We start from the raw sequence: 12,165 nt of genomic DNA, 5'->3' as shown, positions 1-12,165 counted from the left end.
TGGAGACAATAACATCGATAACCGGATGGGATTACATTCTATCGGCACTAAATACTGTAGCATAATTTTGGAGAAATAGTATAAGCTTGGGAAGCAATTATGTATCCAACGGAAGAGGGTGTAATGGAGTAGAGCGAGTTTTATTTTTGTGATTATATTCTTCCGATACGCCAAGATAATCTGATGGTTGATATCTGCCGAATATCTCAGCGAAAATATTAGGCAGTTTTCGATAAGGAGAAACATCCATATCTTTAAGCATGATGTCAATATATTGTTGAAAGCGAGTATTGATCGCACAGGAGCGCGAAGGTTCAAATTGAATATTTGCGCGTTTCCACTCGCGGATATATTCAATACTTTTTTCCATTTTTTCGCAGGAAGGTAACTCAAGTTCACCACGCAAGTAAGCACATAGCCATTGTGTGGCAATTTCGACTGCTGGCACGTGCATATATCCATGATTGAACCCGGCAAAGGCAATGCCAGGAATGCGAGGATGAAGCAAGTGGCGATATAACTGCACGCCGTCGGGTTCGGTTTCCAACATTTTTCGATATTTATCAGGCAAAAATGCAAAAACTGGCGTTTGCGAGCCCAAAGATAGAACCACTAAATCGCATGGAATCTCGCAACCATTTTTCAATTTTACTGCTTGTCGCGAAAAACCCGATAATTCTGCACGGTGGGGCGAGATTTTTCCTTCTGCAATAAACGGATAGTAATTTTCAGGCGCAACCGCTGTGGCTGAACGTAAATCAGGCAATAGTTTGTGATCTGGTTGTACAGCTTTGATGCGGCGCTGAGCCTCTTGATCTTTTCCAGAAACATTTCGCTGAACTTGAAAGCGGAAGATGGATGCAATTAAATCCCAAAAAGCTGAAACAATGAAGCCAAGGCGATTGTGCAGGAAACGTTCAATGGCGGTTGGATGTGCCCAACTTGTCATCATCACTGTTCCAAAACGGCTGAATAATGGGTAGGTAAAATGTACGCCCAAAATTCGTTCTGGCACAAGCCAGCGCGGTGTACGAAATACATGATTTACTTGTGCGCCTTGTTTGGCTGCGAAAGTCGCCATGTCCAAAGCGCTTTTTCCGAAGCCAACGATTACAATTCGTTGATTGTCGAATATATCAAGCGTGTGGACATCCCGTTCAGTGATGATTTTCCCGCCGAAATCTTCTATACCTGGAAATTCAGGTTGATACTTTCCTTCTGTATATTGCCCAACTGAGATAACGACGTATCCAAATAATTCTTCATGAACTCTATCCTGGTTTTTATATTTTAATAGCCAGCCATCTTCTGTTTCTTTGAGTTCCATAACTTCATGATTTAACCGCACATCAAGATTTAAATGGTTGACCGCTTGCTCTAAATAATTCAGGATTTGTTCTCCGGTGGGATGTAAATCAGGGGTGAATGGCCAAGAAAAATCAGATAAATGATACTGTTCCCTGATATTTTGCAGGTGTACGTTTGGGTATGCAAGTGCCCATACTCCGCCAATCCTTTCGGATTTCTCGAAAACAACTGCTGCGAAACCATTTTTCTTGAGAATATGGGCTGTCGTAATGCCTGATATTCCCGCGCCAATAATGGCAATTGGCATACCGTTTTTGTATTGCATATATTTGAGTCTCCTTATTTGGTATGGGTATTAGAATAATTTTACTGAGGCAGTGACCAGCAACCGGAAAGCCTTGCACTGAGAAAAGTTTTAATTTATCGCTCTCAAAAAGATAGAGGCGCTGTCACCCCATCAAATTAGCGCTCTTCCACCTAACTGCTGATAGTAGTCTAAGTGGTTATAGACTAAGAGGGAGAGCAATTCTTACAGTCTGGCTGCTACAACCTCAGTGGAGGCGAGCTGGCACATTCCGATCACCCCAAGGATTTAACTAATAACTAATAACTGCTTAATTAACCAAGCTATCGTTTCTTCCACATCAGCAGCCTGCTCAGCATAGAGAATCTGCCGGCGATGCACTATCACAACCGGAATTTCCAGTTCCCTAGCTGCTGTAATTTTAGCATAAGTAGCACTGCCGTCGCTGTTTTTTCTAAAAATTGTATCAATTTGATACTCTAATAGTAATTGCCACTGGTCTTCTAATCAAAAACGCCCCCTTGCTAATAACAATTTACCGTTAGGTACAGCAGTATTTAGTGCAGGAGGAGCGATCGCCCACATCAAAAACCAAATAGTTACTGATGTAGGGTCCGTCAGGGAAAACGATATGACCCGAAATCAGGGCGCTGCACTGCCGTTTCCCTACAAATCGGCGATCATTACATCCGATCCGGTTGATTTTACCCGTTACCCTAAATTAGGAAACCCCTGTGCCGTTTCCCTACCATTAACCGGGCAATCGTTATATCCGATCGCGCGATTGCCCAGAACTTCGCAAGATTATGATGGAGTTTTTCTGTATAATTATCACACTGAGGACAAACTATTCTTGACGCTAAAACACGACCGTCAAAAGTAAATTCGTCCCTCAATTTGAGCACAAGTTTCCGCCTTGACTTCAGGCAAGTCTAATCGATAGCCTCAATAAAAATTGATTCCTCTAACTGTATTGATTGCTATATTTTACGCCATAAACTCACGAGATCCTTTCCTTCAGCCTCCTACCTCAAAACTCCTACCTCAAAACTCTAATTTTTAGCTTAGCTGCAAAACTCAAATTTTCCATACATACCTTCAGGCTCGGATGCGATCGGGCGCTCGACAAAACTGCTGTAGGGAAACCGCACTACCGTTTCCTGACTACCGTGTCCTCACCCGCTTTTTTAAATGTGCATAAATTTTCAGTAAATACCGATCTATACACTCCCCAAAGCAAAAGTTAAAATATAGCCAATAAAAAATAGCTCCTCCTAGCTGTTTTTTGGCCAGCTAAATATTAGGGAGTGCATCTACGTGTCAATAAATAAAACGCTCAAAGGCAGAGCCACTACACCTGTCGCAGGTTTTACAATGATAGAGCTATTGATAATTATTTTAATCATAGGAATATTTAGTGCGATCGTCGCCCCCTCTTGGCTAATGTTCATCAACAACCATCGTTTAAAGGCATCGCTCGATCGAGCTTACTGGGCAATGGAACTTGCCCACAGCAACGCCAAACGATCCAAAATTTCATGGCAAGCCAGCTTCAAAGAAGTAGGAGAAAATGTACAAATAGCCGTTCACCCAGCCGACATTTCCCCAGCTCAAGTACCAGCCAGTCAATGGAAAAACCTAGAACCGCAAATTAAAATAGATACAGATGAAACAACAGTGCTCCAAGTAAATGAAAACAACGAGCAAAAAACAAACGGCACAATCCGGCGAGTCATGTTCAACCATCGAGGTTGCCCCGTATCTCGAAGCGACCATGACTGCACCCTAACGAGTATAAGAGCCAAAGGAACCCTAACGCTATATCATCCCAATTTAAGAAACAGCCAACGCTGCATCATCATTTCCACTCTCCTAGGACATAAACGCATCTCCCAAAGACAACCTACAGCTCAAGACAAAAGATATTGTTACTGAGCCACTGAGGTAGCGTGCGTCCGGGAAAACCATATTACCGAAAATCAGTACATGGAAGTGGTGTTTCCCTACAAATTGGGCGATTGTTACATCTGATCGCCAGATCACCCGCAACCCGGCAAGCTACGATTATTTTGGAGCATTGCCGCGTCCTCAATAGCCCTATTGTCGATCGTTATATCCGATCGCGCATTCAACGATTTTGGGGTAGGGAAACTGCATTGCCGTGCCCTCAATAGCCTTGTTGTCGATGCTTATCTTCGAGGTCAATTCCTGACGCCACATCTCAGATATAATCAACTACTTCTTACTCGGCGCAATCTTCTCAATAGAAATCAGCGCCTCCATCACCGACTCCACAATCGGCGCCGCCACCGTACCCCCCGAACCATCCTTCGGCTCATCAATCACCGCCAAAACCACATACCGAGGAGCCTCCACAGGCATTATCCCCACAAAGCTAGTAATAATCGCCTTGTCAGAATAACCCCCACCAGCATTAGCTTTTTGAGCCGTACCCGTTTTTCCAGCAATCCGATACCCAGGAATTTGTGCAGCTTTCCCCGTACCACCATCAACCACAGTTTCCATCATTTCTAACACCTGCTTAGTAGTTTCCGGCGAAAAAACCTGCTTAGGAACCGGCCTCGGAAGCTTCCAATAAGCTTCACCGTCCCTATCAAAAAGTCCCCGCACAACGTGAGGAGTCACCAACTTGCCACCGTTAGCCAAAGCGCCGTTAAGCTGCACCAACTGCATCGGGGTAATCGAAAAACCTTGCCCAAAGGCGGTAGTAGCAACTTCCACCGGAGAGTTAATAAATTGCTCTCGATTTTTAAGCTGACTGGTTACTTCAAAAGGCAAATCAGTTCCCGCAGTTTGTCCGAGTCCGAGTTTTTCTAAAGCTTGATAGTAAAGAGAAGCCTTCATACTTCTCATTACGTGTACCATCCCCACATTGCTAGAATGTTTCAAAATCTCCGTAACAGTCGAAGGGCCGCGCGCCCCTACGAATTTGTAATCGGAATTTTGGATAGTCCAGCCATCCATGAAAATCCGACCTTCGTCCTTAAACACAGTATTAGGTTTCACCGCACCCGCTTCTAGAGCGATCGCCACATTAATCGCTTTAAAAGTCGAACCAGGCTCATAAACATCAGTTACAGCCCAATTTTTATAGCGCGACAGATCGAAATTAAAATATTGATTCGGGTCATAAGAAGGTTCCGCTACAACTGACAGCAATTCTCCGTTACGGGCATCCATCACAATCACTGTGCCCCGCTTCGCATCGTGTTGCTTCATTTTTTCCTTGAGAGCAACTCGGGCAGCCCGCTGCAAGCGACTGTCGATCGTCAATTGCAATTTCAAGTCATCAAGCTGCACAAATCCCGCCGTCAGCCGATCGGGAACCCAATTCCCATTGCTCGACCTGCTAAACTGAATCGACGGCATCGATCGTTCCAACAAATTCTGCTGGCTGTATTCCACCCCGGCTTGTCCCTTCCGTTCCCCGTCCACATAACCGAGGATATCCGCCACCAACTCCTGCTGCGGGTAAAAACGCTGCTGCTGCCGCAGCAACTCCAAGCCATCGACCAGACTCTCTTTAATTTGCATCTGAGAGACACGATCGGCAACCTCTTGAGGCAGAGACTCCGCAATTGTAATACCGCTTTCAGCAAGATTAAACCTGCGTATCAATTCAGTTTCCGACGTAGTTCCCGGACTCAGATCGATCGCCAGCATCGGAGCCAATTTAGCAGCAATTTCCGCCTTCGAGTGGTTAAACAACTTCGGGTGAGCGTAGAGCGTGTACACCTGTCTGTCGATCGCCAAAACATTCCCTGCGCGGTCAATTATCGGGCGTCTCGGTACAAACGGCTTCGTTTTGAGAGTTTGCTGCTGCTCTGCCTGTTTACGCAGCGCCGGAGCTCGCGTCACCTGCAAATAAAACAAATTCACAGCCAGCCCCAGCCCTCCCAGCATTAACACCGCCCACACGGCCCACAAACGGAACTTGCTGCGCTTTAAACGCTCCACCGGACGTCCCCAAGATGCAGCCGTCTGTTGTGGCGATCGGCCGAAACTGCCCGAAGATTTAGGTTTGGCTGGTTTTTCCCACCCAGTGCGATCGCCCTCCTGTTTTGTGCGTTTGAAATTCGGCGATCTGTAGCGGTCAAAACGGGGGTCGTAGCTCATGGCATTAAAAATTCAATAGCAAGTTAGAGCGTTTTAGAATTTATAATTTATAACTTAAATCTTAAAATATAAAATTCACGACTTGGGAATGAGCAGTCCCTATCAGGGTTTCGATCACACCTACAGTTGCATTCTGTTTTTTGAAGTGGTCTTAATTATTTTTAATCTGTAACTTCCGGTTGGAAGCAGAAAATCGATCGCGACTTGCAAAAAAGTCAAAAAGGAAATTAGAGCCTCCAATTCTCAGGCCCTCGGACACTCAGGCCCTCGGGCGCTCTCCGCTTTGACACAGGTTTAATAGCCCAGCGGTGTTTCCACACCGGCTCCCTTCTTGAGAGCGGGTTCAGAATTTGGTGCCGCGACGGGCGATCGAGTTTCAGGGGCCGGCTGCAAGAAAATCGTGTCCCCAGGATTCTGCGGAGCCAAACCGGTTTCGGGATTTTGGGCTTCTTTAGCCAGTTGGTGTTTCAAGACTTCGCTAGAAGCACTCAATTGCTGTTCCCGGAGGCGCAGAGTTTCCAGTTTTTGATACTCCTGACTCCAGCGCTGCTCGCCGTAAACAGTCAAGCCGTAGAGACTCAGAGCACCGCCCAAAAGCATAACTGCTACCACTGAGGAGGCGCGCTGTGCCTGCAGGAGCGATCGCAACCACACTGGCTGCTGCTGGCGATTGGGCAGGACTTTGATCACCGATGAGGACGATCGAGCCTGAGCCTGTTCGTCGGCTGGCGAGTAGTTGGGCAATACCGGTCCTGTCTTCGCCCGCCTAGCTCGGGCAATAGAAGTAACTTTGCTTTTGGCTGCGCCAGCAGCGGGCTTGCGGGTCGATCGGGAGCGGGGAGAATCGGGGGATCTGATAGCAGCGGTCATAGAGTTCACCAATACGTAAAGTGGGGTAGCTTCAGCTTGATTGAGGTTAAGAGTTTTTGTCTCCCAGATCGCCAGTGGTGGCCATCTGCGTTCGATCGGTTATCCTTACCTAAAGATACCTCACAAGCCAACCAACCCATCCTACCACTGCTCTCTTTGACTTCAGGATTTGCAAAAAAAAAAGAAATCTTTGCTGGTTAGCGATAATCTATGTGAAATTTATGAATAAATGCAGTATTGTAATCAACGAGCGAATCGTTGAGCTATTCGTGCCAGCATTGTTTCTCAAGTAAACTATTCCCTTCCTTGCGATGGGTTTTCAATGTTAAGGAGTTTTTATGAACAAGGGATTAATTCGTTTGACTTTGGTAGTGGGCTTGGCAGTAGCCCTCGGCGCCTGCGGAGGTGATACCACCACTCCTAGCTCTAGCCCCACTCCCGGTGGCACTACTACTACTCCTCCTGCTTCTTCTCCAGCAGTTAAGGAAACTCCAAAGGCTACTCCAGGGGCTGGTGCAACTACTACCCCTGCTCCTAAAAAGACTCCCTAACTAGGGCGATCCGAGAGTGTTTGCCCAACGAGCCTAGCCTCCAGGTGAAAAATCGTTCGCTCCTCGCATTTTTTCATCTCATAGGTCTAGGTCTCAAGTTGGGTGTTAGTTTTAGTCTGATGCTTTTACTAAACTTCAGTACGTCCCCTTAGTGCTGCAAAGTCCGCTAATTCGCTGCGTTACAAGAGCGTTCATGTTCAAGTAGAAAATTTGACTCCCGGCCGGCCTGCTCGTTTTGAAACTCAAGTCTGTGACAGGATGTTTGAGGACATTGCCAGTGCTGCTGCCTCAACTGAATATCAACCGTAGGAGCTCGCCGACTCGACGCAAATTTTGCACTGTCGATCGAGTCTGGCTTTCCTTCCCCGCCGCTATTCCCACAGACGAGAAAAAAGCAAGCTAAGGCTTGGATGATCGAAGACTGGCTCGATGACAGCATCGCCATGGCTACTCGATTTGTTGAATACGAGTTTCGCCCCGGTGCGGGCAAGCAAATCGACCCGTTTGTTTTGAGGCAGTTTAGTGATTCAATTGGCGCAGATCCAGTTCGGTATTAACCCTGCCTTAGCAAAACTCACTCCAGTTGCGCCTGAGTGCTGCTTTAAACCTATGGCACCGTCGCTGGTAGGATGGTGCTAGTTTCGTAGGTGATGCCTTGAGCATGGCAGATATTGCTTGCTGCTGTCACCATGCTGAGGTCTTGAGCTTTGATTCCTCAATACCGACCGAGTTAAGCATCCTTCGCTGTTTAAGTGTATTGCCCAAATTCACGGGCTTTGTGGGCCAACTCAGCCTCCGGAATGTGAAAGTCTACCGATCGGGCGCTCATCCCTGCCTGAAAATTCCAGGTAAACTATTAACTGCTCCCCAACACTTACAGGGTTGACCCTCCTGCAGTGGCAAATCGACAATAGTTGGAAAAATTCTAATATCACATATTAACTAAAAAGTCAATGGTAGTTGGGAAAAAATATAAATTTTTCAATTTGTTTTAATATTTCTATACTTAGATGTTAGCAGTCAAACCCCAGCTCCGCCGCCGGCAAGGCAACAGCCTGCTGTGTGTGCAAGGGCGCGCGCTGGATCTGCAGCAGGCAAGATCATGCTAATCAGTGGTAGGATCAGCGATCAAAAATGTATCGAAATGTAAAGTGCAGCGCCACTCTAGGTTTTGAAAGCCATTTAGTTAAAAGATTGAGGTAAGTAGTTTTATGCCCGCGACCGTCCCCTTTGAACAGATTGACCGCATTGTTTGGAATCAGCACCACGATCCATTTGAAGTGCTAGGCCCTCACGCGATCGAAGAAAATGGCAAAAAAGTCTGGGTCGTCCGAGCTTATCTGCCGAATGCGGATGCAGTATCCGTAGTTGTGCCGGAGGCCCGGGCCGAATACCCGATGAAATCAGAGCATCACCCTCACTTTTTTGAATGTACGATCGACACCCCAGAACTAGCAAACTATCAATTGCGGGTCAAAGAAGGGGAACACGAGCGCTTCATCTACGATCCCTACGCCTTTCGATCGCCAAAACTCACAGAATTCGACCAGCACCTATTCTCAGAAGGCAATCACCACCGCATTTATGAAAAACTCGGGGCGCACCTCACCGAGGTAGGTGGCATCACAGGAGTATATTTTGCCGTTTGGGCTCCGAATGCTCGCAATGTCTCTGTTTTAGGAGATTTCAACTATTGGGACGGCCGCAAACATCAAATGCGGAAATCGCAAAATGGCATCTGGGAATTATTTATTCCGGGACTATCCGTGGGAACTTCCTACAAATACGAAGTGAAAAACCAAGACGGACATCCCTACGAAAAGTCCGATCCTTATGGTTTCCAGCAAGAAGTGCGACCGAAAACCGCATCAATTGTCACCGACTTAGACACCTACACTTGGCACGACAGCGCTTGGATCGAAAAGCGGCGGCACACGGATCAACTGACGCAGCCGATTTCAGTTTACGAATGCCACATCGGTTCTTGGCTGCACGCCGCTACTGACGAACCTGCCGTGCTACCAAATGGGGAAATAGAACCCCCCGTGCAGGTTTCGGAACTCAATCCCGGGGCGCGCTTTCTGACTTACCGGGAATTAGCCGATCGGCTGATACCCTACGTCAAAGATTTGGGATTCACTCACATCGAAATGCTGCCAATCGCCGAACATCCTTTTGACGGTTCTTGGGGCTATCAAGTAACCGGCTATTTCGCCCCAACTTCCCGCTACGGCAAACCTGAAGATTTCATGTATTTTGTTGACCAGTGCCACGCCAACGGCATTGGCGTACTGGTGGACTGGGTGCCGGGACATTTCCCCAAAGACGGCCACGGTTTGGCTTTCTTTGACGGAACTCACTTGTACGAACACGCCGATCCCCGCAAGGGCGAGCATAAAGAGTGGGGAACCCTAGTATTTAACTACGGCCGCAACGAAGTGCGGAATTTCCTAGTATCAAACGCTCTGTTCTGGTTTGACAAGTACCATATCGACGGGATTCGCGTAGATGCGGTGGCTTCGATGCTTTATTTGGATTACTGCCGGGAACCCGGAGAATGGTTGACCAACCAGTACGGAGGCAGGGAAAATATCGAGGCAGCAGATTTTCTGCGGCAGGCGAATCACGTCATTTTTAGCTATTTCCCAGGTGCGCTGTCGATCGCCGAAGAATCTACCTCTTGGCCGATGGTATCTTGGCCGACCTATGTAGGGGGTTTGGGCTTCAACCTGAAGTGGAACATGGGTTGGATGCACGATATGCTCGACTATTTCCACATGGACCCGTGGTTCCGCCAGTTCCACCAGAACAACATAACTTTCAGTATGTGGTACAACCACAGCGAGAATTTCATGCTGGCTTTGTCCCACGATGAGGTAGTCCACGGCAAAGCCCACATTATCGGGAAAATGCCAGGGGACGAATGGCAAAAGTTTGCAAACGTGCGGTGTTTGTTTACTTTTATGTTTTCTCATCCCGGAAAGAAAACGATCTTTATGGGGATGGAGTTCGGCCAGTGGCACGAGTGGAACGTTTGGGGGGATTTGCAGTGGCAGTTACTGCAATTCGATCCGCACCAAAAGTTGAAGCTGTTTTTTAAGGATTTGAACAATTTGTACCGCAGCGAAAAGGCACTTTACAGTCAAGATTTTGCTGAGGATGGGTTTGAGTGGATTGATTGCACCGACAACCGGCACAGTGTCGTGGCCTTTGTGCGTCGAGAGAAGGACGGGGACGAGTTTGTGGTGACGGTGTGCAATTTTACGCCGCAGCCCCACTCTCACTATCGGGTAGGAGTTCCGGAACCAGGTTTCTATACAGAGTTGTTTAACAGCGACGCGCGGGAATACGGCGGCAGCAATATGGGGAATTTGGGGGGCAAGTGGACTGAGGAGTGGTGGTTCCACAACAGCGCTTATTCGATCGACTTGTGTTTGCCACCTTTGGGGGTGTTGATTTTAAAACTCGATCGGGCAAAAACAACAGCCAAATCTCAAGAGTTTTAAGTTGTGAGTCGTGAGAGTTTTGAGTTAAGAATAATCAAAACTTTATTAAACCTAAAAGTTTGAGGGTATTCAGAAATCCGGTTTCTCCAAGAAATCGGTTTTTTTTTGTTTTGTTGTGATGAATATCTTGACAGGGTAACAACCCACTTTCGCCACCCTCCACTGTCACAATAGGTTTTTGCGGAATTTGGTGAACCACAATGGTCATTTTTTATACATATAAGTGGGAACTTGGACTGGCGATCGCCCAATACGGTTCAGTTAAGTCTGAAATAGTGGTAAATTAGGTACGGTGTCCAAAAATGGAGAGCAAGTAAGGTGCATCTCAAAGACTTCTCATTAGTATCTCCCAAAATCCCAAGTAAGGAGATATTCACAGCCATAGAGATACAGCATTTTCCGCTGTTATGACGTACAGTAGCAACAATCAGTGAACCAATTTCTTAAATGGTTAGGATTCATTAAGTTAAGGGCAACGGCTATTATCCTATCAATCATTGCTGAGGTATTGGGAGCAAACCTTCGCAAAAACGATTTAAGCTGTGACCACCACATTTCAATAGGATTAAAATCGGGAGAGTAGGGGGATAAACAAATAACACTTGCACCTACACTTTCAATCATTGGTACAATTGAGGTGAGTTTATGAGCTGGTAAATTATCCATCACTACTACGGCACAAGAGCCATAATTGAGGGCCTAAAAACTTTTCAATAAATACAGCAAAGGCTGGACCATCCATTGAATCATTCATTGTCATTACTGCTAGAACTTTCTTCAGACTAATTGCGCCAATAACTGTGACTTTAGACCCTCGATAAAATGGCTTGATTCCGCCTACTCTTGTCCCTACCTGTGAACGAGCATGAGTCCTAGCCAAACCCAGCATCATCCCAGTTTCATCCAAGAATACTAGGTTCTGAACCTCGATATTTTTAATTTTTTTCCAATACTCAACTCTTAACTTTTGCACTCTTTCTGTTCCAGCTTGGCTACTGTACCATGTTTTTTTTTACGATTGAGTCCTAATTTTTGTAAATACCGACACAGGGCCGTCCGACTCACCCAATTCCCCGTTTTCTGTAGCAATAATTCAGATAATTCAACTAAAGTAGCATCGGGATACTCGGCTACTAATGCTCTGACTTCTGCTTCTGCATTAGTCAAATGGCTGAATCGGGGCTTTCCCTTTTTTTTGGAAGTAAGTTTCCCTCAGTTTGTTGTTGCTTGACCAGTTTTTGAACCAGACTTTTAGTAACACCAAACCGACTGGCTACTTTCCTAATTGACATCTTTTCTACTAAATGTGCTGTCACTATTTTTGATCGGAGGTCGAGGGAATAGGATTTCATTAGCTTTGGCTATCAGATATTCCAATGATCTATTGTACTTCATAACATCGGAAAGTGCTGTAGCAATTCCAGCCAGTGCAATTGAAGAGGCGATTACTAAAACGAAGGTTGAAGAGAAACGTCATCGCTCCCTACCA

General features: G+C 46.4%; 11 protein-coding genes and 1 pseudogene. 5 read left to right on the top strand and 7 right to left on the bottom strand.

Annotated elements, in window-relative coordinates:
• Positions 1–97: 97 nt before the first annotated feature.
• Both QUA38_RS22900 and QUA38_RS22895 read right to left on the bottom strand, forming a co-directional pair.
• Entirely contained in the window at positions 98–1,633 is a 1,536-nt protein-coding gene (locus tag QUA38_RS22900) for an NAD(P)/FAD-dependent oxidoreductase (RefSeq protein WP_333165900.1), read from the bottom strand.
• 267 nt (positions 1,634–1,900) lie between these two features.
• Positions 1,901–2,104, bottom strand: a pseudogene (locus QUA38_RS22895) (precorrin-6A/cobalt-precorrin-6A reductase); the annotation flags it as partial.
• 139 nt (positions 2,105–2,243) lie between these two features.
• On the opposite strand from QUA38_RS22895, the gene QUA38_RS22890 reads away from it, so the two are divergent.
• Together QUA38_RS22890 and QUA38_RS22885 are read left to right on the top strand one after the other, a co-directional pair.
• Positions 2,244–2,495, top strand: a complete 252-nt coding sequence (locus QUA38_RS22890; protein WP_333165898.1) for a hypothetical protein — start codon at positions 2,244–2,246, stop codon at positions 2,493–2,495.
• 491 nt (positions 2,496–2,986) lie between these two features.
• Positions 2,987–3,547 carry a transcriptional regulator gene (locus tag QUA38_RS22885; RefSeq protein WP_333165895.1) on the top strand — a complete coding sequence of 187 codons (561 nt, stop codon included), beginning with the start codon at positions 2,987–2,989 and terminating at the stop codon, positions 3,545–3,547.
• 300 nt (positions 3,548–3,847) lie between these two features.
• Here QUA38_RS22885 and QUA38_RS22880 read toward each other — a convergent pair whose 3' ends face one another.
• Both QUA38_RS22880 and QUA38_RS22875 read right to left on the bottom strand, forming a co-directional pair.
• On the bottom strand, positions 3,848–5,749 hold the full coding sequence (locus QUA38_RS22880; RefSeq protein WP_333165893.1) for a penicillin-binding protein 2: 1,902 nt from the start codon (positions 5,747–5,749) through the stop codon (positions 3,848–3,850).
• Between the two features lie 294 nt (positions 5,750–6,043).
• Positions 6,044–6,619 (bottom strand): hypothetical protein, encoded by a 576-nt coding sequence (locus QUA38_RS22875; protein ID WP_333165890.1) that lies wholly within the window; start codon positions 6,617–6,619, stop codon positions 6,044–6,046.
• A gap of 338 nt (positions 6,620–6,957) precedes the next feature.
• On the opposite strand from QUA38_RS22875, the gene QUA38_RS22870 reads away from it, so the two are divergent.
• The 3 genes from QUA38_RS22870 to glgB all read left to right on the top strand — a co-directional run bounded on the left by QUA38_RS22870 (position 6,958) and on the right by glgB (position 10,676).
• Positions 6,958–7,170, top strand: coding sequence for a serine protease (locus QUA38_RS22870; RefSeq protein WP_333165888.1), 213 nt, complete (start codon positions 6,958–6,960; stop codon positions 7,168–7,170).
• Between the two features lie 410 nt (positions 7,171–7,580).
• Positions 7,581–7,727 (top strand): hypothetical protein, encoded by a 147-nt coding sequence (locus tag QUA38_RS22865; protein WP_333165886.1) that lies wholly within the window; start codon positions 7,581–7,583, stop codon positions 7,725–7,727.
• A gap of 654 nt (positions 7,728–8,381) precedes the next feature.
• Positions 8,382–10,676 carry a 1,4-alpha-glucan branching enzyme gene (gene glgB, locus QUA38_RS22860; RefSeq protein ID WP_333165884.1) on the top strand — a complete coding sequence of 765 codons (2,295 nt, stop codon included), beginning with the start codon at positions 8,382–8,384 and terminating at the stop codon, positions 10,674–10,676.
• Positions 10,677–11,081: 405 nt separating this feature from the next.
• Here glgB and QUA38_RS29475 read toward each other — a convergent pair whose 3' ends face one another.
• From QUA38_RS29475 to QUA38_RS22850, 3 genes are read right to left on the bottom strand one after another with little or no spacing between them, the layout of a single operon-like run.
• The gene (locus QUA38_RS29475) at positions 11,082–11,300 is read right to left on the bottom strand and encodes a transposase (RefSeq protein WP_445305090.1); all 219 of its coding nucleotides are present in this window, start codon (positions 11,298–11,300) and stop codon (positions 11,082–11,084) included.
• 34 nt (positions 11,301–11,334) lie between these two features.
• Positions 11,335–11,649, bottom strand: a complete 315-nt coding sequence (locus QUA38_RS22855; RefSeq protein ID WP_333165881.1) for a transposase — start codon at positions 11,647–11,649, stop codon at positions 11,335–11,337.
• Entirely contained in the window at positions 11,637–11,843 is a 207-nt protein-coding gene (locus QUA38_RS22850) for a hypothetical protein (RefSeq protein WP_333165879.1), read from the bottom strand. Before QUA38_RS22850 ends, QUA38_RS22855 begins: the two co-directional genes overlap by 13 nt.
• Positions 11,844–12,165 lie beyond the last annotated feature (322 nt).

It is taken from the genome of Microcoleus sp. Pol12B4 (assembly GCF_036701385.1).
Lineage (GTDB): Bacteria > Cyanobacteriota > Cyanobacteriia > Cyanobacteriales > Microcoleaceae > Microcoleus.
This window is presented reverse-complemented; position numbering and strand designations above follow the sequence as displayed.

Bases quoted from the DNA above. Each gene is read 5' to 3' on its own strand.
- QUA38_RS22900 (WP_333165900.1), bottom strand. From the start codon at position 1,633: ATGCAATACAAAAACGGTATGCCAATTGCCATTATTGGCGCGGGAATA.
- QUA38_RS22890 (WP_333165898.1), top strand. From the start codon at position 2,244: ATGACCCGAAATCAGGGCGCTGCACTGCCGTTTCCCTACAAATCGGCG.
- QUA38_RS22885 (WP_333165895.1), top strand. From the start codon at position 2,987: ATGATAGAGCTATTGATAATTATTTTAATCATAGGAATATTTAGTGCG.
- QUA38_RS22880 (WP_333165893.1), bottom strand. From the start codon at position 5,749: ATGAGCTACGACCCCCGTTTTGACCGCTACAGATCGCCGAATTTCAAA.
- QUA38_RS22875 (WP_333165890.1), bottom strand. From the start codon at position 6,619: ATGACCGCTGCTATCAGATCCCCCGATTCTCCCCGCTCCCGATCGACC.
- QUA38_RS22870 (WP_333165888.1), top strand. From the start codon at position 6,958: ATGAACAAGGGATTAATTCGTTTGACTTTGGTAGTGGGCTTGGCAGTA.
- QUA38_RS22865 (WP_333165886.1), top strand. From the start codon at position 7,581: ATGATCGAAGACTGGCTCGATGACAGCATCGCCATGGCTACTCGATTT.
- glgB (WP_333165884.1), top strand. From the start codon at position 8,382: ATGCCCGCGACCGTCCCCTTTGAACAGATTGACCGCATTGTTTGGAAT.
- QUA38_RS29475 (WP_445305090.1), bottom strand. From the start codon at position 11,300: ATGATTGAAAGTGTAGGTGCAAGTGTTATTTGTTTATCCCCCTACTCT.